The organism is Streptomyces tagetis (assembly GCF_018069565.1).
Taxonomy (GTDB): domain Bacteria; phylum Actinomycetota; class Actinomycetes; order Streptomycetales; family Streptomycetaceae; genus Streptomyces; species Streptomyces tagetis.
On the sequence record NZ_JAGPNL010000002.1, the window covers coordinates 1 to 22,453 of the forward strand.

Here is a 22,453-nt window from a genome sequence, read left to right on the forward strand (position 1 = left end):
CCCCGTACCGCCGGTGCCGCCACCGCGCGCGGCACCGGTCCCGCCGTCCCCGTCCAGACCCCGCGTCCGCCCGCCGCGCCCCGGTCCGCCCCGGACCGCGCCGTGCCGCCGGGCGGGCGACCCGCCCCCTCACATCCGGGAAGAGGAACATGACACTGATCGGAGTGCCCCGGGAGACCGCGGCCGGCGAACGCCGGGTCGCCCTCGTACCCAAAGTCGTCGAACGGCTGCGGGCCGCGGGCCTCGGCGTCGTGGTCGAGGCCGGGGCCGGTGCCGGGGCGCTGATCCCCGACGACGCGTACGCGCGTGCCGGAGCCGCCATCGGCGACCCGTGGGCGGCCGACGTCGTGGTCAAGGTGAACCCGCCGACCCCCGAGGAGACCGGGCTGCTCGGTCCCGCCTCCACCGTGATCGGCTTCCTGGCCCCGCTGACCCGGCCGGAGGTCGCCGAACGGCTGCGGCTGGCCGGCGCGACCGGCTTCGCCATGGAGTCCGTGCCCCGCATCTCCCGCGCCCAGTCCATGGACGCGCTCTCCTCCCAGGCCAATGTCGCCGGCTACCGGGCCGTCCTGCTGGCCGCCGACTGCTCCACCCGCTTCTTCCCGATGCTCACCACGGCCGCCGGCACGGTGAAACCGGCCACCGTCCTGGTGCTCGGCGTGGGCGTCGCCGGACTCCAGGCGCTCGCCACCGCCAAGCGGCTCGGCGCCCGCACCACCGGCTTCGACGTCCGCCCCGAGGTCGCCGAACAGGTCCGCTCCCTCGGCGCCCAGTGGCTCGACCTCGGCGTCAGCGCCTCCGGAGAGGGCGGCTACGCCCGCGCCCTCTCCGAGGAGGAACAGGCGGAGCAGCAGCGCCGGCTGACCGACGCGATCAGCGGCTTCGACGTGGTGATCACCACCGCGCTGGTCCCCGGCCGCCCCGCGCCGACACTCGTCACCGCCGAGGCCGTCCGCCGAATGCGCCCCGGCAGCGTCGTCGTCGACCTCGCCGGCGAGACGGGCGGCAACTGCGAACTCACCCGCCCCGGCGAGAGGGTGGTCCGGCACGACGTCACCGTCGCGGCCCCGCTCGACCTGCCCGCGACCCTCCCCGAGCACGCCAGCGAGCTGTACGCCCGCAATGTCCAGGCGCTGCTCGAACTCATGCTGAAGGACGGCGAGTTCGCCCCGGACCTCTCCGACGAGATCCTCGCCGCCTGCTGCGTGACCCACCACAGTGACCAGCTCACGGAGGCCCGATGATGTTCCTGGCCAACCTGGCGATCCTGGTGCTGGCGGGGTTCATCGGCTTCGCCGTGATCTCCAAAGTGCCCAACACCCTGCACACCCCGCTCATGTCCGGCACCAACGCCATCCACGGCATCGTGCTGCTCGGCGGCCTGATCCTGCTCGGCCGGTCCGCGGGAGGCACCGTCGACCGGGTGCTGCTGGTCGTCGCCATCGTCTTCGGCACGATCAACGTCGTCGGCGGATTCCTCGTCACCGACCGGATGCTCGGCATGTTCAAGAGGAAGCCGGGCGCCACCGGAACCGGAAAGGAGACCACCGGCCGTGGATGACCTCATCACGATCCTCTACATCGTCGCGTTCGCCCTCTTCATCCACGGCCTCATGGGCCTGACCGGCCCGCGGACCGCCGTACGCGGCAACCTCACCGCCGCGGCCGGCATGGTGATCGCCGCCGTGGCCGCCCTGCTCACCCCCGGCACCGGCAACTGGCCGCTGATCGTGCTCGGCCTGGTCGTCGGCACGGTGATCGGCGTCCCCGCCGCCCGGCGGATCAGGATGACCGCCATGCCGCAGATGGTCGCCCTCTTCAACGGGGTCGGCGGCGGCGCCGTCGCCCTCATCTCCTGGGTCGAGTTCCGCGGCAGCGACGGCTACGCCCACCAGGCCGCCCACGTCGCCGTCACCTCCCTGTTCGCCGCCATCGTCGGCTCCCTCTCCTTCTGGGGGTCGCTGATCGCCTTCGGCAAGCTCCAGGAGATCCTGCCGGGCCGGCCCATCGGCCTGGGCCGTGCCCAACAGCCCCTCAACCTCGTGCTGTTGCTCGCCGCGGTGGCCTGCGCCGTCGCCATCGGCCTCGGCCACGCCTCCCCGGCGCTCTTCCTCGGCATCCTCGCCGCCTCGGCCGTGCTCGGCGTGACGGTGGTGCTGCCCATCGGCGGCGCCGACATGCCCGTCGTGATCTCGCTGCTCAACGCCTTCACCGGACTGTCGGCCGCCGCCACCGGACTCGCCCTGGACAACACGGCGATGATCGTCGCCGGCATGCTCGTCGGTGCCTCCGGCACCATCCTGACCGACCTGATGGCCAAGGCGATGAACCGGTCGATCCCGGCCATCGTCGCCGGCGGCTTCGGCGGCACCGCCTCCGCCGCGGGACCCGGCGCCGGCCCGGCCGACCAGACGGTGCGCCGGACCAGCGCCGCCGACGCGGCGATCCAGATGGCCTACGCCGCCCAGGTCGTCGTCGTCCCCGGCTACGGCATGGCCGTCGCCCAGGCCCAGCACGCCGTCCGCGAGATGGCCGGTCTGCTGGAGGCGCGCGGCGTGGAGGTCAAGCACGCCATCCACCCCGTCGCCGGACGCATGCCCGGCCACATGAACGTCCTGCTGGCCGAGGCCGACGTGCCCTACGAGCAGCTCAGGGAAATGGACGACATCAACGGCGAGTTCGGCCGCACGGACGTGGCCCTGGTGATCGGCGCCAACGACGTCACCAACCCGGCCGCCCGGACCGACCCCGGTTCACCGATCTACGGCATGCCGATCCTCAACGTCGACCACGCCAAGTCGGTCATCGTGCTCAAGCGCGGTATGAGCCCCGGCTTCGCCGGCATCGAGAACGAGCTGTACTTCGACGCCCGTACGTCGATGCTCTTCGGCGACGCGAAGTCCTCCGTCGCCGAGATCACCGAGGAGCTGAAGGCCCTGTGACCGGGGAGCGGCCGACCCCGCGCCGGCCGCTCCGCGCGCCACCCGAGGAAGGCGGTACCCATGCTGACCGACACCCACGGCCGGATCGCCACCGATCTGCGGGTCTCGCTGACCGACCGCTGCAACCTGCGCTGCACTTACTGCATGCCCGCCGAGGGCCTGGCCTGGCAGCCCCGGAGCGAACAGCTCACCGACGACGAGACCGTGCGCCTGGTACGGATCGCGGTGACCCGCCTCGGCGTCACCGACGTACGCTTCACCGGCGGCGAACCGCTGCTGCGCCCCGGGCTGCCCGGCATCGTCGCCCGCTGCGCCGCGCTCGCCCCGCGCCCCCGGCTCTCGCTCACCACCAACGGGATCGGGCTGACCCGGACCGCGCCCGCGCTGCGCGACGCCGGACTCGACCGGGTCAACGTCTCGCTGGACACCCTGCGCCCGGACCGGTTCGCCCGGCTCACCCGCCGCGACCGGCACCGGGACGTGCTGGCCGGACTGGCCGCCGCCCGCGACGCCGGACTGGAACCGGTGAAGGTCAACTCCGTGCTGATGCGGGGCCTCAACGACGACGAGGCGCCCGAACTGCTCGACTGGGCCCTCCGGCACGGCTACCACCTGCGCTTCATCGAGCAGATGCCGCTCGACGCCCAGCACGGGTGGCAGCGCGAGCGGATGGTGACCGCGGCCGAGATCCTGGAGCGGCTCGCCGGGTCCTTCGCCCTCACCCCGCAGGACGAGGGGGTGCGGGGATCGGCCCCCGCCGAGCGGTGGTGGGTCGACGGCGGTCCGGCCACCGTCGGCGTGATCGCCTCGGTGACCCGGCCCTTCTGCCGGACCTGCGACCGCACCCGGCTCACCGCGGACGGGCAGGTGCGCTCCTGCCTCTTCGCCCGCGAGGAGACCGACCTGCGCACCGCGCTGCGTTCCGGGGCGCCGGACGAGGAGATCGCCGGGCTCTGGCGGACGGCGATGGCCGGCAAGAAGGCGGGCTCCGGCCTGGACGACCCGGCCTTCCTCCAGCCCGCCCGGCCGATGTCCGCCATCGGGGGTTAGCCCGGGGGTTGGCCCGGGGCGGGGGGCTGACCCGGCGGGACGCCGGGCGGCTGGTGGCGGCCGACTCGGCGCTGCACGGCGCCGTCGCGGCGCCGGCCGGGAACGACGTCCTGGCCCGTCTGATCGCCCTGGTGGACCGCCGGGTGCGCTGGTACCACGCGCCCGTCGCCCGGCTGCGGGGCGCGGACGCGTGGGCCGAGCACGCCGAGATCATCGAGGCCGTCGCGGAGGGGGAGGCGGAGCGGGCGGGCGAGTCGATGCGCCGTCACGCCGACTCCGCCACCGCCGCCAACCGTGACCGACGGGCACCGGGGGCGAGTTGAGCGGGCCCCGGCTGCGGGCAGGACCCCGGGGGAGCGCGCGCACCGAGCAGGAGGGCCGCGCACCACAAACGTCGGCACGACCCCTGGACAGGGCAACGTCACCCCCACAGAATACTGCCTACTCCATAACGTATGCAATTTCCCCCGGCATGACCTGACGCGAAGACTGACTCGAAGGAGCCGGCATGACGCGCACTACCCGCCCGGTGGCCCTGGCGCGCAACGGGATGGTCAGCACACCGCACTACCTCGCCTCCGCGGCCGGACTCCAGGTCCTCCAGGAGGGCGGCACGGCGGTCGACGCCGCGATCGCCATCAACGCCACGCTCGGCGTGGTCTATCCGCACATGACCGGCCCCGGAGGGGACGCGTTCTGGCTCATCCACGACGCCTCCACCGGCCGCGTCCACGCGCTCAACGGCAGCGGCCGGTCCGGCGCCCAGGCGAGCCGCGGGTACTTCCGCCGGCGCGGCCACGACGCGATCCCCGTCCGCGGTCCGCTCGCCTCGGTGACGGTGCCCGGCGCCGTGGACAGTTGGTGCGCCGCGCATGAACGTTTCGGCAGTCTGCCGCTCTCCCGGCTCCTGCGCTCGGCCATCACCTACGCCCGCGAGGGCTTCGCCGTGTGCGACAGCTACGCCACCTGCGCCGCCGAGGTCGCGGAGGTGCTGAGCGCCCACCCGCTCACCCGCAGCACCCTGCTCCCGGGGGACCGGGCGCCGCTCATGGCCGACGTCCTCGCCCTGCCCCGGCTGGCGGACACCCTCCAGACCGTCGCCGACCAGGGCCGCGCCGGTTTCTACGAGGGCGCGGTCGCCGAGGAGATCGCCACGAGCCTGCGCGAGGCGGGCGGGCTGCTCACCGCGGAGGACCTGGCCGCCCACCGCTCCGAGTGGACCGAGCCGATCTCCACCACGTACCGGGGCTACCGCTGCTACCAGCACCCGCCCAACTCCCAGGGGTTCGCGCACCTGATCGCCCTCAACATCCTGGAGAACTTCGACCTGAGCGGGATGACGGACGACAGCCCCGACTACGTCCACCTGCTGGTGGAGGCTACCCGCCTGGCCTTCGCCGACCGCGACCGCCACCTCACCGACCCCGCCTTCCACGACATCCCGCTCGGCGAACTGCTCTCCAAGGAGCACGCGGCCGACCTGAGCCGGCGCATCTCGGCCGACCCGGCGCCCGCGGTCCCCTCGGCGCGCATGGGCGGCGACACCACGTGCAGCGTCGTCGTGGACTCGGCCGGCAACGCGGCCTCCGTGATCCAGAGCCTCTACCACGAGTTCGGCTCGGGCTTCATCGCCGGCGAGACGGGCGTACTCCTGCACAACCGCGGCTCGTTCTTCTCCCTCGACGAGGCGCACCCGAACCGCCTCGAACCCGGCAAGCGCACCTTCCACACCCTCATGCCGGGCATGCTCTTCCGCGGCGACGAACTCGACCTCGTCTACGGCACGATGGGCGGCGAAGGCCAGCCCCAGACCTCCAACGCCCTGGTCACCCGGGTCGTCGACTTCGGCCGTGACGTCCAGTCGGCCATCGACGCGCCGCGCTGGCTCTACGGCCGCACCTGGGGCGACGAGCGCCGCGACCTGCGGATGGAGGACCGCTTCCCCGCCGAGACGCTGGACCGGCTCCGCACCCGGGGCCACCCGGTGCGCGAAGTGCCGAGCTGGGACGGGGTGATGGGGCACGCCCAGGCCATCCGGGTCACCGACGACGTGCTGATGGGCGGTGCCGACCCCCGGGGCGACGGTCTCGCCCTCGGCTGGTGACGCCTGCCCCCGTACGGCCGGACGAGAGGAGTTCCCGAGAATGGACAACGCGAGCATCTGGCTCTGGGCCGCCTCGCTGGCGCCGCTCGCCCTGCTGCTCTTCCTGATGATCGGCCGGGGCTGGGGAGCGGCGGAGGCCGGTTCGGTGGGGTGGCTGGTCGCCTCGCTGATCGCGCTCACCGTCTTCCACCTGCGCATGGAGGCCGTCGGGCTGGAGACGGTCAAGGGGGTCGTCGAGGCCGTCACCATCGTGTACATCATCGTCTCGGCGATCCTCATCTACGAGGTCGCCAAGGAGGCGGACGCCTTCGTCCCCTTCCAGCGCGGGATGACGCGGCTCTTCGCCCATCCGCTGCTCCAGGTGATGGCGATCGGCTGGGTCTTCGCCTCCTTCCTCCAGGGCATCACCGGCTTCGGCGTGCCCATCGCGGTGTGCGCCCCGCTGCTCGTGGGCATCGGGGTCCGGCCGCTGCACGCGGTGGTCATCGCCCTGGTGGGGCACGCCTGGAACAACACCTTCGGCACCCTCTCCGCCGCCTGGATCGGCATGAAGCAGGTCACCGACCTGTCGCCGGGGGAGTACGCCACGACCGCCGTCCAGACCTCCCTGCTGCTGTGGATGGTGAACCTGGCGGGCGGTCTGACCATCTGCTGGCTCTACGGACGGCTGCGCGGCGTGTGGGAGGGGCTGCCCGCGGTCCTGGTGATCTCGCTCGCGCACGGCGGGGTGACCCTCGCCCTGTCGCAGTGGGACGACACGCTGAACGGCTTCGCCGCCGGCCTCGTCGGCCTGCTGGTGGTCGCCGCCCTCGCGCGCCTGCCCCGCTACCGCCGCCCCTCCCGGGTGACGGACAGCCCGGTCTTCGCGCCCGGCACCCCCACCACCACGGCGCCGACCCCCGCCGGAGAGCCCGCCCCGGCCGGAGAGCCCGCCCCGGACCGGCCCGCCCCGGCGAGGGAGCCCACGCCGGACCGGACCGCCCCCGCCTCCGCCCCCGCGCCCGGCACCCCGTCCGGCGGCCCCACCCCCGTGGCCGTCCCGCCCGCCGGGGCCCCCGTACCCGCCGCCGCGATGTCGCTGAACAGCGCCTTCCTGCCGTACTCCACCCTGCTGGTGGTGACCGGGGTGGTGCTGCTGATCGGACCGCTGAAGAGCGTGCTCGGCAGGCCCACCGTCGACGTGGACTTCCCCGCCGTCACCACCGGGCTCGGCTTCACCACCCCGGCGTCGACGTCGACGCTGGCGCTGCTGACCCACGCGGGGACGCTGCTGCTCGTCACCGCCGTGATCAGTTACGTCCTCTACCGCAGGGCGGGACACCTGCGGCGGCGGGCGTACCGCTCCATCCTGAGCGGCACGGTGGAGAAGGCGATCGGGCCGACCATCGCCGTGGTGACCCTCGTGGCGATGGCCTCGGTGATGCAGGGCTCGGGCCAGGCCGACGTCCTGGCGGCCAAGGTGGCCGCCTGGACCAGCGGGATCTATCTGCTCCTCGGCCCGTATGTCGGGGTCTTCGGCACCTTCATCACCGGCTCCAACCTGTCGAGCAACCTGCTCTTCGGCGCCTTCCAGCAGACCACCGCCCAGGCGGCCGGGCTCAGCACCGCCCAGGTCCTCAGCGCCCAGACGACCGGCGGCGCGCTGGGCACGATGATCTCCCCGAGCAAGATCCTGCTCGGCACCACCACCGCCGGGATCTCCGGCCAGGAGGGGCAAGTCCTGCGGCGGACCCTGCCGTTGACCCTGGTGATGACCGCCCTCGTCGGGCTGCCGTTCTTCCTGCTCGGGTAGCGCCCCGCCGCGCCCGCCCACGACCCACAAAATGGAGAGACGCATTGAACCCCACCGCACGCACCCAGGCGTGGTCGACCCTGGCGGCGGCCCTCGCCCTCCCGCTCCTCTACATCGGCGGCACCCACGCCATGCCGCCGCTCTCCCTCCTCGGCCTCGCCGTCTTCACGACGAGCATGATGACCCCGCCCCTCCTGCGCTTCACGTCCCGCCGACGTTCCTGACCGGGCCGGGCGCGGGCGGCCGGGTCAGGTGTCGGGGCCGGTCAGGTGTCGGGCCCCGTCAGGCGTCGGTGCCGGTTCGCCGGGTGGGGGAGGTGCCGGCCATGCCGAACGCGGTCAGGGCGGCGGCGACCGCGGCGGCCACGCCGCACACCAGGAACGCGGTGCCGAAGCCGCTGCCCAGGGCGTCCAGGGCGAGACCCCGGGCGGCGGAGCCCGGGGCGCCGGGCGGCAGGCCGTTCACGGCGATGGGCCCTCCGGCCTCGGCGATCCGGCGTGCCGCCGCCATCTGGTCGACGGGCAGGCCGGCGCCGGACAGCTTCGCCGCGAAGGCCGAGCCCGCGTTGCTCAGGGCGACCGCGCCGACGACGACCGGACCGAGCACGAAGCCGAGATCGCGCAGCATGTTGGTGGTGGCGCTGGCCATCCCCGCGAGCTGCGGCGGCACGCTGTTCAGCGCCACGGCCGTCACCGAACTGACCGTCAGCGCGAAACCGATGCCGATCAGCAGGGCCGGGGCCATGAAGGCGCCGAGTCCGGGGTCGGTGACGTCCAGCCGGGTGCAGAGCAGGCAGCCGATCGCCATCAGGACGAAGCCCGAGGTCAGCAGCACGGAGGCGGCCACCCGGTGGAGGAGCCGGGAGACCACCGGGATGAGCAGGAAGGCGGGGCCCTGGAGGAGCAGGAAGGGGATCGCGACGCGCAGCGGGTCCTGGTGCTGCACGGGCCCGAGCCACATGCTCGTCGCGAAGCAGGCGCCGAGGAAGGCGAGCATGCCGATGACCGCGACCACGGACGAGACGGTGAAGGCCCGGTTGCGGAAGAGGCTCAGGTCGAAGATCGGGGAGGGGGCGCCCAGTTCGACCACGACGAAGCCGGCGAGGAAGCAGGCGCCGAGGCCGAAGGCGAGGAGGACGGGGAGGGTGGTCCAGCCCGACTCGGGGCCCTCGACGGCGCCGTAGAGGACGAGGACGAGGCCGAGGGCGAAGGTGATCTGGCCGGCCACGTCGAGTCTGCGGCCCCCGGGCGCCCGTGACTCCGTGGCCAGCGTCAGGGTGAGGACCACGCTGGCCAGGGCGAGTGCCACGAGGACCCAGAAGGAGCCCCGCCACGACCCGACCTTGGCGAACGCGCCGCCGAGCAGCGGGGAGACGGCGGCTCCGGCGGACAGGAAGCCGCTCCACAGGGCCACCGCGTGCGCCCGTTCCCGCGCGGTGCGCGTGACGGAGGTGATCGCGGTGAGCGAGCCGGGGAACATGGCGCCGGCGCCGAGTCCGTTGAGGGCGGCGCCGATCCACAGCACCTGGACGGTGGGGGCGAGGGCCGCCACCGAGCTGCCCGCGGCGACCAGCACCGTACCGGAGGCGATCAGCCGGCGGCGGCCGAAGAGGTCGCCGAGGACGCCGAAGGTGAACTCGAAGCAGACCACCGAGATCATGAAGGCGGCGGTGATCCAGGTGAGCTGGGAGCCGTGGGTCTGAAGGTCGCGCTGGAAGAGCCCGTTGAGCGAGGCGGGCAGCGCGTTGGCGACCTGGGCCACGAAGACCGCGCCGCAGGCGGCGGCCAGCGTCCCCGCGTAGCCCGGCATCCGGGCGGTCCTCTTCGCGGGGGCCGGGGACGTCGTCGTCCCGTTGTCGAGTGTCATGGCTGTTCTCCCTGGCTGGGAAGGACGGCGTCCCGCGGGCGGGAGCGTCGAGAGCGTGGAAGGGCTCGGCTCTGCGTACGCGGTGGGGGAGAGGGCACGACGCTGCCGGTGCGATGCCGTGGAGAATGACACTCGCTTTACGCCACGTCAATGATGTGTGCGCAAACTAAGGGGAGTGCCGTGTGTGTAAGGTCGGCGACTGGGAAGTCACCTGATGTCGCGTGAAGTCGCGCACATGCTCGCGCCGCCGGGCCTCACCCCTGCTCGGCGAGGTCCCTCTCCAGGGCCTGGGCCGCGGTGTCCAGGGCCGTGACCAGGGACTGGAGCCGGTGCGGGTCGTAGCGCACGCTCGGCATCGACAGCGAGAGCCCGGCCAGCGCGGCGCCGTCCGTGTCGCGCACCGGGACACCGACGGCCACCAGACCGCGTTCGGAACGTTCCCGGTTGACGGCGAACCCGTTGCGGCGCAGCCGCCTCAGCTCCGTCCGCAGCCTGGCCAGATCCGGCCGGTCCGCCGGACGGTCGCGGTAGCGGTCCTCGGCGTAGACCTCCTCCAGTTGCTCGTCCGAGAGGTCGGCGAGCAGCAGCAGCCCCGCCGTCGTGCGGTGGGCCGGGAACACCATCCCCTCCCGGGAACCGACCCGCAGCGTCTGCCGGCACTCGACGCTGGCGATGAACCTGGCCGTGTCCCCGGTGCGCACGAGCAGGCTCGTGGTCTCGTCCAGCAGGTCCACGACCCGGTGCAGATGCGGCAGGGCCGCCGCCCGCAGCCGGGACACCAGGGACTGGGAGTGCGCGGCCAGCTCCAGCACCGGCCCCGCCCGGTACACGCGGTCCTCGCCCTGTACGGCGAAGTCCCGGTAGACGAGCATCGCCAGCACCCGGTGCGCGGTCGAGCGGGCCACGCCCAGCCGCTCGGCGAGCTGCGAGACGGTCGCCCCGCCCTCCATCTGGAGGATGGTCGCCGCGCGCAGCGCGTGGTCCACGCTGGCGATCGGGTACGGCGGCGGCGTCTTGAGCGGTTTGTCCATGGCGCGACCCTCCCGGAACGGCCCCCTCGGGCGCTCCCCCGGCGGCCGAGGATTCTGCACTCCAGAATCCTCGTGTTCTTCCTGAGGATACGGCCCACGCTGGGACCGTGACTGACACCTCCCTCGCCCACGACATCGGCACGGGTTCCCCGGTCCGGCTCCAGGCCGTCTCCGCGCAGGGGCAACCCGAGGTCACCCCGGCGCTCGAAGAGCTGTACCGGGGCTTCGAACAGGAACTCCTCGTCCCGCTGTGGACCGAGATCGGCGACCTGATGCCCGCCCACCCGCGCTCGCGCGCCCTGCCGCACCTGTGGCGCTGGCAGCGGCTGCGGGAACTGGCGGCCCGCGCCGGCGACCTCGTCCCCGTCGGCCGCGGCGGCGAACGCCGCGCCATCGCCCTGGCCAACCCCTCCCTCGGCGGCCGGCCGTTCGCCACCCCGACCCTGTGGGCGGCGATCCAGTACCTCATGCCCGGCGAGGACGCCCCCGAGCACCGCCACACCCAGCACGCCTTCCGCTTCGTCGTCGAGGGCGAGGGCGTGTGGACCGTCGTCGGACGCGACCCGGTGGCCATGCGGCGCGGCGACTTCCTGCCCCAGGCCGGCTGGAACTGGCACGCCCACCACAACGCCACCGCCGAGCCCATGGCCTGGATCGACGGCCTGGACATCCCGTTCCAGTACGCCTCTGAGGCCCAGTTCTTCGAGTTCGGCCGCGACGAACTCGGCGACGACGAGCGCACCACCCCCGACCGCTCCCGCTCCGAACGCCTCTGGGGCCACCCCGGGCTGCGCCCGGTCTCCCAGGGCGCCACCGGCCCCGGCTCGCCGCTGCTCGCCTACCGCTGGGAGCACACCGACCGCGCCCTCACCGACCAGCTCGCCCTGGAGGCGGAGGGCCACGGCGGCACCGTGGAGCCCGGCCACGCCGCCGTCCGCTTCACCGACCCGGCCACCGGCGCCGACGTGCTGCCCACCATCCGGGCCGAGGTGCACCGCGTCGCCCGCGGCACCGAGACCGCCCCGGTGCGCGAGACCGGCTCGTCCGTCTACCAGGTCTTCGACGGCTCCGGCACCGTCACCGTCGGCGAGACCTCCTGGTCCGTGACGCGCGGCGACCTGTTCGTCGTCCCGTCCTGGCAGCCGCTGTCCGTGCGCTCCGAGGCCGGCGCCGACGACTCCGACTCCGGCGCCCTGGACCTGTTCCGGTTCGGCGACGCCCCGATCTTCGAAGCCCTGCGGCTGCACCGCACCCACGTGGAAGGAACCACCCGATGAAGCTCGCCACCCTCCGCACCGGCGGCACCACCCGCGCCGTCCGCCTCGACGGCGACCTCCTGGTCGACCTCGGCGCCCCCGACCTGGGCGCGCTCCTGGCCCGCGAGGACTGGGCCGAGCACGCGGCGGCGGTCACCGCCGGGGACGCGCGTACGTACCCCGTGACCGGAGCCGACTTCGCGCCCGTGGTCCCGAGCCCGTCGAAGGTGGTCTGCGTCGGCCTCAACTACCGCAACCACATCCAGGAGATGGGCCGGGACCTGCCCGAACACCCCACCCTCTTCGCCAAGTTCGCCGACTCGCTGATCGGCGCCGGCGACGACATCCAGCGCCCGGAGGAGACCGACGCCTTCGACTGGGAGGTCGAACTGGCGGTCGTCGTCGGCCGGCCGGTGCGCCGCGCCCGGGGCGAGGAGGCCGAGCGGGCCATCGCCGGCTTCACCGTCCTCAACGACATCACCTGCCGCGACTGGCAGTTCCGTACCCGCGAATGGCTCCAGGGCAAGATGTGGGACTCCTCCACCCCCGTCGGCCCCTACCTCGTCACCCCCGACGAACTGCCCGGCGGCGTCCGCCCCGCCCTCGACGTCCGCCTCACCGTCGACGGCGAGGTCATGCAGTCCGACACCACCGGCGACCTGCTCTTCGACCCCGTCGACCTGGTCGAGTACGTCTCCACCGTCACCCGCCTCAACCCCGGTGACCTCATCGCCACCGGCACCCCCGGCGGCGTCGGCCACGCCCGCACCCCGGCCCGCTACCTGACCGGCGGCGAACTGGTCGTCACCGAGATCGAGGGCATCGGCCGCCTGGAGAACCGGGTCGTGGCGGAGAAGTCCGCCTGATGGCCCGCACCTTCGACGACGCCCGCCGCTGGACCGCGCTCGGCACCGGCCTGGTGCTCCGGGCCGCCGGCGGCCTCGACGACACCGCCTACGCCGGGCCCAGCACCCTGCCCGGCTGGAGCCGCGCCCACGTGGCGGCCCACGTCGCCGCCAACGCCGAGGCGCTGTCCCGCCTGGTCCACTGGGCCGCCACCGGGGAACCGACCCCGATGTACGCCTCGCCCGAGGAACGCGCCGCCGGCATCGCGCGGGGCCGCGCCCTGCCCGCCGACGGCCTCACCGCGTGGCTGCGCGAGAGCGCCGGGGCGCTGGAGGCGGGGATGGACGCGCTCGGCGAGGAGCAGTGGCGGACCCCGGTCGTCACCGCGCAGGGCCGTACCGTGCCCGCCACGGAGGTGCCCTGGATGCGCGCCCGCGAGGTGTGCGTGCACGCCGTCGACCTGGCGAGCGGCGTCTCCTTCGCCGACCTGCCGGACGACTTCCTCGCCGCCCTGTGCGACGACGTCGTGGCCAAGCGGTCCGCCGCCCCCGGCGGCCCCGCCGTGGCCCTCGGCCTGCCGTCCGGCGGGGCGGGCTGGGAGCTGCCCGGCGACGGCGAGGCCGCCCTCGTCACGGCGGAGCTGCCCGCCCTCGCCGCCTACCTCACCGGACGGGACGCCGGCCCGCCCGCCGCCGACGGCACCCCCGCACCCGCGCTGGGCCCCTGGCTCTGACCCGGCCCGCCCCGCGACCGAAGGAACCCTCATGACCCCTCGACCCAGCCCCGCCGGGCAACCCGACGTCCTCGTGGTCGGCGGCGGCATCGGCGGCCTCGGCGCCGCCTTCGCCCTCTCCCGCCGGGGACTCGCCGTGCGCGTGCTCGAACGCGCCCCGGAATTCGGCGAGGTGGGCGCCGGCCTCCAGATCGCGCCCAACTGCACCCGCATCCTCGCCGAGTACGGACTGCTCGACGAGGCCCGCGCCCTCGGCGTCGTCCCCGAGAACATGGTGATGCGCGACGCGCTCGACGCCCGCGAACTGACCCGGCTCGACCTCGCCGACCTGGAACGCCGCTACGGCTTCCCGTACCTGGTCATCCACCGCAGCGACCTGCACGGCATCCTGCTGCGCGCCTGTGAGCGCGCCGGCGTCGAACTGCTCACCGACCACACGGTCACCGGCTACGAGAACACCGACGCCGGCGCCCTGGTCCGCCTGGCCGACGGCACCGCCCAGGAGGCGCCGCTGGTCGTCGCCGCCGACGGACTGCACTCCGTGGCCCGCCGCGACCTGATCGGCGACGCCGTGGTCAGCTCCGACTACGTCGCCTACCGCGCGGCCGTCCCGATCGAGCGGGTCCGCGACCACGGCGTCGCCGAGCGGGACGTCACCGTCTACGTCGGCCCGCGCTGCCACTTCGTCCAGTACGCCCTGCGCGGCGGCGAGATGTTCAACCAGGTCGCCGTCTTCGAGTCGCCCAAGGCCCTGGCCGGGCGGGACGACTGGGGCACCCCCGACGAACTCGACGCGGCCTTCGAGGGCACCTGCGACACCGTCCGCCGGGGCATCCCGCTGATGTGGCGGGACCGGTGGTGGCAGATGCTCGACCGCGACCCCGTCGAGACCTGGGTGCACGGCCGCATCGCGCTCCTCGGCGACGCCGCCCACCCGCCGCTCCAGTACATGGCCCAGGGCGCGATCATGGCGATCGAGGACGGCTGGACCCTCGCCCGGCACCACGCCCGGCAGGCCGAGGCCGCCCCCGAGGGCGCCGCGCCCGACTGGGACGCCGTGGTGGCGGCGTACGAGGCGGTCCGGGTCGAGCACTGCCGCCGGGTGCAGACCACCGCCCGCGCCTGGGGCGAGCTGTGGCACCTCGACGGCGAGGACCGGCTGCGGCGCAACGCGATCATGCGGGAGCGGGACCCGTACGACTACGCCTTCACCGACTGGGTCTACGGCCCGACCGCGCTGACCCCCGAGGAGGAACCCCCGATGTTCACCCCGGTCCCGCTCGCCTCGGCGCACCTCGGCGACGAGCGGGACGCCGCCGGCCTGCCCACGTGAACGCCGGCGCACAGCTCCTTTACCTACCGTAAGGGAGCCGTGCGCGGTGTACGGCAGGGATTCGCCGTGTACGGCGCGGGTGGGGCGGCGCGCTAGGATCTCCGTCCATGGCGAACCTTCGTGAGGCGCAGAAGCGGATGACCCGCCGCCTGCTGCTGGAATCCGGACTCGAACTCTTCACGACGAAGGGCTACGCCGCCACCACGGTCGACGACATCGCGACCGCCACCGGCACCACCCGCGTCACCTTCTACGCGTACTTCCCCTCCCGCAGCGCGCTCATGAGGGCGCTCATCGACGAGCAGCTCAACGAGGCGCTGCAACGCGTCGTCTCCCCCGAGCACGGCTCCACGGCCCGGAGCCTCGTCGCCACCGTGGCCGAGGGCACGCCCGAGGCGATCGCCGCCTGGCTGCGGCACACCGCCGACAGCTGGCCGGCGATCCGGCCGATCATCCGCATCGGCCGCGACGCCGCCGTCATCGACCCGGAACTCACCGACCTGGTGGAACGGTGGCTGGAGGAGGCCATCAGCGACATCGAGGACGGACTGACCGGCGCCGGCCGCTTCGAGCCGCACCAGCGCCGCTTCCGGGGCGTCCTCGCCATGGCCGAACTCGACTTCGTCGCCCAGCACTGGGACCGCGCCGACTGGAAGCTGACCCGCGAGCAGATGCTGGAGGAACTCTCCGCGAGCTGGGTGCGGCTGCTGACCTGACGGCGGCCCCGGCGCGCGGCGCCGCCCGCGTCACAGGCGCGCGGCGGCGTCGAAGAGCAGCGTCCGCAGCCACTCGGCGAAGTGCCGGTCGGCCAGCCGCGGGTTCCACACCAGATCGATCCCGAGCCCGGGAAGAGGGAAGGGGAACTCCTCGATCCGCAGGTCGGCCAGGGTGCCCATGGTGACGGCCACCCGGTGGCGCAGGAGCGCGACACCGCCCGCCCGCGCGACCAGGAAGGGCACCAGCAGGAAGTCGGAGACCAACTGGCCCACCCGGTAGGGGACGTCGTGCTCCTCCAGCACCGCGTACGGGAAGACCCGCCGCTCGGTGTCGACCACCACGTGCGGCAGAGCGGACAGGAGGTCGAGCGCGCTCGCCCGAGGGGGCGCGTCCGGCCCGGCCACCACCACACACCGGTCGTCGTACAGCCGCTCGCGCGGGTATGGGGAGAAGTGGCCCTCGGAGACCAGCACCACGTCGACGCCCTGGTCGGTGAAGGTGGCCTCGGTCGGTACCGTGATCGTGCGCAGCCGCAGCGTGGCGTGCGGGGCGCGCTCGGCGACCAGCCGCGTCAGGTGGGGGCCGACGACGAACGCCGTGCTGTTGGTCATGGCGACCGTGACGACCCGCCGGTCGGTCGCGGGGTCGAAGCCGGGCGGGTTCACCAGGTGCGCCGTCTGGTGCAGGGCGCTGCGCAGCGGGGCGATGAGCCGGAGCGCCCGTGGCGTCAGCGTGACGCCGCTGCCCTGCCGGACGACGAGTTCGTCCCCCAGCAGACGGCGCATCCGGGCCAGCGCGTGGCTCATCGCGGGCTGGGACAGGCCGACCCGTTCGGCGGCCCGGGTCACCGAACGCTCCTCCAGGAGCGCGAGGAGGGGCACCAGCAGGTTCAGGTTGACCGACGCCAGCCGGTCCAGTCCCGTACTGGTGGTGCCCTCGCCCTCGTGTTCCATGGCCCGCAGCCTACGAGGCGGCCCGGCTCATCCGCCGCAGGCGGGGGACCGGCACCCGCAGGCCGAGCGCCGCCACCGCGGCGCTCCCGTCCGGGTGCGGCCAGCGCATCAGCGCCGGACCGCCCCCGGGCCCGCCCTCGACGTACTCCGGTGCGCCCTGCCGGGGCAGCCGGCCCACCGCCTTCAGGCTCAGCCCGAACTGCTCCGTCCAGAAGTACGGTTCGAGCCGGGGCGGCGGCTCCTCGTCGTCGCGCACCAGGGCTCGGGCGGCGACCTTCGCCTGCTCGATCGCGCTGCTCCACAGGGGGACGCGGCCGGGTCCGTGCGGGGCGGGGAGGGCCGCGAGGTCCCCGACGGCCGCGATGCCGGGAGCGGCGAGGCCGCGCGCGTCGACGGGGACCGCGCCCGAGTCCGCCACGAGTCCCGTGCCCGCGAGCCACCGCGTGTTCGGCACGTCGCCGACGGCGGTGACGAGCGTCGGGGCCTCCAGCACCCTGCCGTCGTCGAGGACGACCCGGGTGTGCCCGGCGCCCTCCTCCAGCCGCGCCGAGCCGCACTCGACGAGGGTGACCCCGTGCTCGCGCGCGGCGGCGGCGAAGACGCGGGAGAGGTGGGCGCCGAGCCGGTCGACGAGGGGCGGCCCCTGGGAGACGAGGGTGACCGCGCAGCCCGCGGCCCGGCACCCCGAGGCGATCTCCATGCCGAGCGGCCCGCCGCCCACCACGACGACCGGGGGCCGGGACGCGAGCCGCTCGCGCAGGAGCAGCGCGTCGTCCAGCGCGCGCACGGTGAGTTCCCCGGGCAGGGCGGACAGGCGCCGGGCCCGGGAGCCGGTGGCGAGGACGACCCGGTCGTACGGCAGCTCCGTACCGTCGTCGAGGGTGACGATCCGCCGGCCGGTGTCCAGCCCGGTCGCGCGCACGCCCCGCAGTTCGGTCGCCCCGTGGCCGGGCGGCGGCAGGTGGTGCGCCGCGGTGTCCGCCCGGTCGGCGAGGAGCGCCTTCGACAGCGCCGGGCGGCTGTAGGCCGGGTGCGGTTCGTCGCCGACGACGGTCAGCTCGCCGTCGAAGCCGGCCTCGCGGAGCGTGTGGGCCGAGGTGAGCCCGGCGATGCCGTTGCCGACGACCACCACGCGCCGCGCGCGCCCGCTCACACCAGCCTCAGCGCGGCGACCGGGCAAACGCGGACCGCGGCGTCGGCCGTCGCCGCGTCGGCCTCGCCGACCTCTTCGCGGTCGAGGACGAGGACCCCCTCGTCGTCGAGGTGCATGAGCCGGGGCGCGGCCTCTTCGCACAGGCCGTGGCCCTCGCAGCGGGGGCGGTCGAGAACGATCCTCATACGGGGATCACCTCCAGGACGGGGAGCCGCTCGATGCTCCGGGTGATGTTGCCGGGGACGCGGACCTCGGGTCCGACGACGAGGCGTTCGACGTGCCGGGCCAGCGCCCCGATGACCGCGTGGGCCTCCAGGCGGGCGAGCCCCTGGCCCGCGCAGCCGTGCGGGCCGTAGCCGAAGGAGAGGTGGTCGGCCGGGTTGCGCCCGACGAGGAAGGAGTCGGGGTCCGCGTAGTGGCGGGGGTCGCGGTTGCCGGCGCCGAACAGGACCGCGATCTGCGCCCCCGCGGGCACCACGGCGCCGTCGACCACGACGTCCCGGGTGGCGCGGCGGCCCCAGGCGTGGACGGGCGCCCAGTAGCGCAGCACCTCGTTGAAGGCGGCCGGCACCAGCGCGGGGTCCTCGCGGACCAGGGCGAGCTGGTCCGGGTGCGCGCCGAGGAGGGCGACGACGTTGCCGATCGCGGCCATGGTGGTGTCGACGCCGGCGCCGAGGTACTGGTGGATGATGTGGCCGGCCGTCCGCGGCGGGATGTCGCCGCGCGCCTCGGCGTCGAAGATGGCGCGGCCCACCGACCCTTCGGCGAGGTCGGCGGCGGTGACCTCGGAGCACCAGCCGTACAGTTCGCCCGCGATGGGCAGGCTCTCGACGGTGCGCCGGTTCATCGGGCCGATGACCTGCATGGCGGCCTGTCCCCAGCGCAGCATGTTCTCCCGGGCGTGCCCGGTGAAGCCGATCAGGTCGGCGACGACCTCCAGCGGGAAGGCGCGGGCGAGGGCGTCGATCGCCTCGAAGGAGCCCCGGGCGGCCAGCTCGGCGACGAGCGCGTCGGCCTTGGCCTCGATCCGCCCCTTGAGTCCGCGCAGGGCGCGCGGCGAGAGGTTCTCGGTGAGGGTGGCGCGCAGCCGGGTGTGGACCGGGGGGTCGGAGGCGAGCGAGGTGCCGGTGAGCGCCTCGTTGACCGCGGGGTTGAAGCCGATCGAGGCGGAGGAGAACGACTCCCAGTCGGCGAGGGCGCCGCGGACGGCGTCGTACCGGGTGAGGGCGTAGACGCCGTTGCGCGGGAGGCGGACGACGGAGCCCAGCTCCCGCAGCTTGGCGTAGACGGGATAGGGGTCGAGCACGACCTCGTCGGCGAAGAGGTCGACGTCGGAGACAGGCGGCGTGGTCATGCGCCCAGTGAAGTGGCGGACCGCACATTCATCAAATGAATGATGCGCATCCTTCCGCATGCACGGCATGCATGTCACACCCTCACGCCACGGTGCGCTCGTTCATTGTTCCTTCCGTTCATTTCATTGACGACATGTAAAGCGAATGGCTACGGTGACCGCAGCCACAGGGTGCCGCGCACCCCATCCCGGACACGTGAGGCAGGGCATGAGCGTCAAGAGCAACACCGTGAACACCGTCCTGGGACCGGTGCCGGCCGAGGACCTGGGCGTCGTCTCGGTCCACGAGGCGCTGCTGTCGGTGCTTCCCGGCGCGCAGTACGCCGTCGACGTCACCCTCGACCGCGCCGAGGTCTTCGAGACCCTGGCCGCCCGGCTGACGGAGTTCCGCGCCGCCGGCGGCGGCACCGTCGTCGACGCCACCGGCATGTTCCACGGCCGGGACGTCCGCCTCTACGAGGCCCTGTCCCGCACGACCGGCGTGCACCTCGTCGCCTCCACCGGCCAGGGCCCGGAGGAGCTGCTCGGCGGTTACTTCCTCACCCCGCAGACCAACCCGCCGACGCCCTGGCCCGCGGAGAAGTTCGCCGGCCTCTTCGCCCGCGAGGTCGACGAGGGCATGGTCGTCCCCCGCGTCGAGCGGCGCGGTGCCGCCGGCCTGATCGCCACCGCCGCCACCCGCACCGGCATGACCGCGACGGACGAGAGCCTGTTCCGCGGGGCGGCCCGAGCCGCCCTGCGCACCGGCGTCGCCGTCTCGCTGCGCCACGGGCACGACGCCGTCCACGACCTCGACGTCGTCCTCGACGAGAAGCTGCCGGCCGACCGCGTCGTCGTCGGCGGACTGGACCGCAGGGACGCCGTGGCCGCCGGCGCCCCCCTCGCCGTCGCCCGCCGCGGCGCCTACGTCGCCCTCGACCACGTCGGCGGCACGGACGCGGACCACCTCACCGACACCGAACGCGCCGCGCTCGTCGCCGACCTGGTCCGCGCCGGCCTGGGCGACCGGGTCCTGCTCTCCTGCGGCGCCACCGGCGTGGCGAAGGGCCACCCCGGCAACGACGTGCCCTACGCCCACCTCCTGACCGCCTTCGTCCCGCTCCTGGAGGCGCGGGGCCTCGGCGACGAGGACACGCGGCGGATTCTCGTCGAGAACCCGCGCGAGCTGCTGTCGGTGCGCTGAGCGCCGGCCCGGACGACCGTCAAGTCTCTCTCTCCCGAAGGTGAGTGTTGTGTCGCGTGTGAACACCGTGCTGGGACCGGTCCCGGCCGAGGAACTGGGGTTCGTGGCCATCCACGAGCACATCGGCTACGGCATGCCCGGCTCCGAGCTGGACACGACGTGGTGGAAGTCCCCCGAGGAGCGGTACCAGGAGACCGTCCCCAAGCTGCGCGCCTTCCGTGAGCACGGCGGCGGCACCTTCGTCGACGTGACCGGCATCTGCAACGGCCGCGACGTCGACTACTACAAGTCGCTCTCCGCCAAGACCGGCGTCCACATCGTCGCCTGCACCGGATTCGTCGGCGGTGACACGGCCCTGCCCTACTTCGCGCGGGCCGGCGTGGAGGAGCTGACCCGGCAGTTCGTCCACGAGATCACCGTCGGCATCGGCGACACCGGCAGCCTCGCCGGCGTCATCAAGGTCGGGGTGAGCCGCGGCGGCCGGATGACCGACCTGGACAAGCGCATCTACCGCGCCGCCGCCCGCGCCGCGCTCACCACCGGCGTACCGGTCCTCACCCACCTGGCGATCGACGCCGAGAACGCCATCGCCGTCTTCGAGGAGGAGGGACTGCCCCTGCACCGCGTCCTGTTCGGACACGTCGACGACGGCGTGAACGCCGGCAGGACGCGCGACACCTGGATCGCCGAGCAGGGCGGACGCATCGGCTTCGACACCTTCGGCTACGAGACCGAGCTGCCCGACCCGCCGTTCTGGGCCCGCCCCCGCCAGGAGCGCCTGGACCACTTCCTCCGCTTCGTCGGCGAGGGGCGGCTGACCCAGGTCCTCGCCTCCGCCGACGCCAACTGCAGCCCCCTGGGCTGGCCGGGCGTGCGCGGCCACACCGTCAACTACCTCTTCGACGACCTCCTCCCCGACCTGCGGGCCGCCGGTCTCGACGAGGCCGCGATCCGGACGGTCTTCGTCGACAACCCGGCCGGCTTCCTCACCCTCCAGAAGTAGAGAGAACCACCATGGACAGCTCGGACCTGAAGAATCTGAAGATCGCCGTCGTCGGGGCGGGATACGGCGGCGCCGCGGCGGCCAAAGCGCTCAGCCTGCTCGGCGCCCGCGTCGACGTCTACGAACAGGCCCCCGAGATCCGGGAGGTCGGCGCCGGCATCGGTCTGCGGCCCGCCACCATGAACCGGTTCCGCGAGTGGGGGATCTTCGACGCCGTCGCGGGCGTCAGCTCCCCGAGCGACTGCTTCGAGATCCTCACCGCCGGAGGGGACCCGATCATGAAGGAGGCGTGGCCGGGCATCCACGACTTCGCCGAGGAGACCAAGACCCACCTCATCCACCGCGGCGACTTCATCGACGCCCTCCTCGGCGTGCTCCCCGAGGGCATGGTCCACCTCGGCCACCGGCTGGAGACCGTCCGGGACCTGGGCGACCGTGCCCACCTCACCTTCACCGGCGGCGCCGGCGCCGAAGCCGACCTCGTCGTCGGCGCCGACGGCATCAAGTCGGTGGTGCGCCGCGAACTCTTCAGCGAGCGGGAGCCGGTGTTCTCGGGGGAGCACGCCTACCGCGCCGTCATCTCCACCGCCGACGCGCACGGCATGGTCGTCGACGACAACCTCCGCATGTACATCGGCCGGGGCACCAAGGTCTACCTGCTGCCGCTGCGCCACCGGGGCCAGGTCTCGTTCGACATCACCGCCCTGTGCCCGGACGCCACCTGGTCGCCCGAGGTCACCAAGGACGACCTCCTCGCCACGGTGGCCGGCTTCGACGAGCGCCTCGTGGCCATCACCCGCGGCCTCGACATGAGCACCGTCAACATCCGCGCCGTGTACGACATCGACCCCGTCGACACCTGGCACTCCGACTCCGTCGTCCTCGTCGGCGACGCGGCCCACTCGATGCTCCACCACCAGGGCCAGGGCGCCAACTCCGCCATCGAGGACGCCGGCGCGCTCGCCGACGCCCTGCGCGAGGCCGACACCCTGCCGGAGGCGCTCGCCCTCTACCAGGCCACCCGCAAGCCGGTGACCGACCGGCTCCAGCACATCTCGCGCCAGGGATGGAGCGAGGACGAGATCGACGACGTCTTCCCCGGGCAGAAGCCCGCGGACGCCGCACCGCAGGAGTGAC

22 protein-coding genes are annotated in these 22,453 nt (G+C 73.8%); 16 read left to right on the top strand and 6 right to left on the bottom strand.

The window, feature by feature from the left end:
* The first annotated feature begins 149 nt into the window (after positions 1-149).
* The 8 genes from J5Y05_RS08320 to J5Y05_RS08355 all read left to right on the top strand — a co-directional run bounded on the left by J5Y05_RS08320 (position 150) and on the right by J5Y05_RS08355 (position 8,112).
* Positions 150-1,244, top strand: a complete 1,095-nt coding sequence (locus tag J5Y05_RS08320) for a Re/Si-specific NAD(P)(+) transhydrogenase subunit alpha (RefSeq protein WP_210869853.1) — start codon at positions 150-152, stop codon at positions 1,242-1,244.
* Entirely contained in the window at positions 1,244-1,561 is a 318-nt protein-coding gene (locus tag J5Y05_RS08325; protein ID WP_210869855.1) for an NAD(P) transhydrogenase subunit alpha part 2, read from the top strand. The genes J5Y05_RS08320 and J5Y05_RS08325 overlap by 1 nt, the downstream gene beginning before the upstream one ends.
* Positions 1,554-2,942 carry an NAD(P)(+) transhydrogenase (Re/Si-specific) subunit beta gene (locus J5Y05_RS08330; RefSeq protein ID WP_210869857.1) on the top strand — a complete coding sequence of 463 codons (1,389 nt, stop codon included), beginning with the start codon at positions 1,554-1,556 and terminating at the stop codon, positions 2,940-2,942. The genes J5Y05_RS08325 and J5Y05_RS08330 overlap by 8 nt, the downstream gene beginning before the upstream one ends.
* A 60-nt stretch (positions 2,943-3,002) precedes the next feature.
* Positions 3,003-3,992 (top strand): GTP 3',8-cyclase MoaA, encoded by a 990-nt coding sequence (gene moaA / locus J5Y05_RS08335; protein ID WP_210869859.1) that lies wholly within the window; start codon positions 3,003-3,005, stop codon positions 3,990-3,992.
* An 8-nt stretch (positions 3,993-4,000) separates the two neighbouring features.
* Positions 4,001-4,315: an FCD domain-containing protein gene (locus J5Y05_RS08340; RefSeq protein ID WP_247614411.1), complete on the top strand. Its 315-nt coding sequence runs from the start codon at positions 4,001-4,003 to the stop codon at positions 4,313-4,315.
* Positions 4,316-4,500: 185 nt separating this feature from the next.
* On the top strand, positions 4,501-6,096 hold the full coding sequence (gene ggt / locus J5Y05_RS08345; protein ID WP_247614412.1) for a gamma-glutamyltransferase: 1,596 nt from the start codon (positions 4,501-4,503) through the stop codon (positions 6,094-6,096).
* A gap of 40 nt (positions 6,097-6,136) precedes the next feature.
* Positions 6,137-7,888: an L-lactate permease gene (locus tag J5Y05_RS32190; RefSeq protein ID WP_210869861.1), complete on the top strand. Its 1,752-nt coding sequence runs from the start codon at positions 6,137-6,139 to the stop codon at positions 7,886-7,888.
* A 44-nt stretch (positions 7,889-7,932) separates the two neighbouring features.
* Positions 7,933-8,112 carry a hypothetical protein gene (locus tag J5Y05_RS08355; RefSeq protein WP_210869863.1) on the top strand — a complete coding sequence of 60 codons (180 nt, stop codon included), beginning with the start codon at positions 7,933-7,935 and terminating at the stop codon, positions 8,110-8,112.
* A 58-nt stretch (positions 8,113-8,170) separates the two neighbouring features.
* Here J5Y05_RS08355 and J5Y05_RS08360 read toward each other — a convergent pair whose 3' ends face one another.
* Together J5Y05_RS08360 and J5Y05_RS08365 are read right to left on the bottom strand one after the other, a co-directional pair.
* On the bottom strand, positions 8,171-9,754 hold the full coding sequence (locus J5Y05_RS08360; protein WP_210869865.1) for an MFS transporter: 1,584 nt from the start codon (positions 9,752-9,754) through the stop codon (positions 8,171-8,173).
* A 254-nt stretch (positions 9,755-10,008) separates the two neighbouring features.
* Positions 10,009-10,785: an IclR family transcriptional regulator gene (locus tag J5Y05_RS08365; RefSeq protein ID WP_210869867.1), complete on the bottom strand. Its 777-nt coding sequence runs from the start codon at positions 10,783-10,785 to the stop codon at positions 10,009-10,011.
* A gap of 107 nt (positions 10,786-10,892) precedes the next feature.
* Here J5Y05_RS08365 and J5Y05_RS08370 point away from each other — a divergent pair, with 107 nt between their 5' ends.
* The 5 genes from J5Y05_RS08370 (at position 10,893) to J5Y05_RS08390 (ending at position 15,669) form a co-directional block, all read left to right on the top strand.
* The gene (locus J5Y05_RS08370) at positions 10,893-12,062 is read left to right on the top strand and encodes a cupin domain-containing protein (protein WP_210869869.1); all 1,170 of its coding nucleotides are present in this window, start codon (positions 10,893-10,895) and stop codon (positions 12,060-12,062) included.
* A complete protein-coding gene (locus J5Y05_RS08375; RefSeq protein ID WP_210869871.1) occupies positions 12,059-12,907 on the top strand; it encodes a fumarylacetoacetate hydrolase family protein in 849 nt (282 codons plus the stop codon). The genes J5Y05_RS08370 and J5Y05_RS08375 overlap by 4 nt, the downstream gene beginning before the upstream one ends.
* Positions 12,907-13,620, top strand: coding sequence for a maleylpyruvate isomerase family mycothiol-dependent enzyme (locus tag J5Y05_RS08380; RefSeq protein ID WP_210869872.1), 714 nt, complete (start codon positions 12,907-12,909; stop codon positions 13,618-13,620). Before J5Y05_RS08375 ends, J5Y05_RS08380 begins: the two co-directional genes overlap by 1 nt.
* A 31-nt stretch (positions 13,621-13,651) precedes the next feature.
* Positions 13,652-14,953, top strand: coding sequence for an FAD-dependent oxidoreductase (locus J5Y05_RS08385; protein ID WP_210869874.1), 1,302 nt, complete (start codon positions 13,652-13,654; stop codon positions 14,951-14,953).
* 107 nt (positions 14,954-15,060) lie between these two features.
* Positions 15,061-15,669, top strand: a complete 609-nt coding sequence (locus J5Y05_RS08390; RefSeq protein WP_210869877.1) for a TetR/AcrR family transcriptional regulator — start codon at positions 15,061-15,063, stop codon at positions 15,667-15,669.
* 30 nt (positions 15,670-15,699) lie between these two features.
* Here J5Y05_RS08390 and J5Y05_RS08395 read toward each other — a convergent pair whose 3' ends face one another.
* Genes J5Y05_RS08395 through J5Y05_RS08410 form a run of 4 tightly spaced genes read right to left on the bottom strand, consistent with a single transcriptional unit; the run spans position 15,700 to position 19,130 of the window.
* Positions 15,700-16,623 carry a LysR family transcriptional regulator gene (locus J5Y05_RS08395; RefSeq protein WP_210869879.1) on the bottom strand — a complete coding sequence of 308 codons (924 nt, stop codon included), beginning with the start codon at positions 16,621-16,623 and terminating at the stop codon, positions 15,700-15,702.
* A 10-nt stretch (positions 16,624-16,633) separates the two neighbouring features.
* Positions 16,634-17,776, bottom strand: coding sequence for an NAD(P)/FAD-dependent oxidoreductase (locus J5Y05_RS08400; RefSeq protein WP_210869881.1), 1,143 nt, complete (start codon positions 17,774-17,776; stop codon positions 16,634-16,636).
* Positions 17,773-17,961 carry a ferredoxin gene (locus J5Y05_RS08405; protein ID WP_210869883.1) on the bottom strand — a complete coding sequence of 63 codons (189 nt, stop codon included), beginning with the start codon at positions 17,959-17,961 and terminating at the stop codon, positions 17,773-17,775. Before J5Y05_RS08405 ends, J5Y05_RS08400 begins: the two co-directional genes overlap by 4 nt.
* A complete protein-coding gene (locus J5Y05_RS08410) occupies positions 17,958-19,130 on the bottom strand; it encodes a cytochrome P450 (RefSeq protein ID WP_210869885.1) in 1,173 nt (390 codons plus the stop codon). The genes J5Y05_RS08405 and J5Y05_RS08410 overlap by 4 nt, the downstream gene beginning before the upstream one ends.
* A gap of 208 nt (positions 19,131-19,338) precedes the next feature.
* Between J5Y05_RS08410 and J5Y05_RS08415 the strand changes: the two genes are divergently transcribed.
* From J5Y05_RS08415 to J5Y05_RS08425, 3 genes are read left to right on the top strand one after another with little or no spacing between them, the layout of a single operon-like run.
* Positions 19,339-20,313: a phosphotriesterase family protein gene (locus J5Y05_RS08415; RefSeq protein ID WP_210869888.1), complete on the top strand. Its 975-nt coding sequence runs from the start codon at positions 19,339-19,341 to the stop codon at positions 20,311-20,313.
* A 49-nt stretch (positions 20,314-20,362) separates the two neighbouring features.
* Positions 20,363-21,316, top strand: a complete 954-nt coding sequence (locus J5Y05_RS08420; protein WP_210869890.1) for a phosphotriesterase family protein — start codon at positions 20,363-20,365, stop codon at positions 21,314-21,316.
* 11 nt (positions 21,317-21,327) lie between these two features.
* Complete coding sequence (locus J5Y05_RS08425; RefSeq protein WP_210869892.1) at positions 21,328-22,452, top strand: FAD-dependent oxidoreductase; 1,125 nt, start codon at positions 21,328-21,330, stop codon at positions 22,450-22,452.
* The last annotated feature ends 1 nt before the right edge of the window (position 22,453 follow it).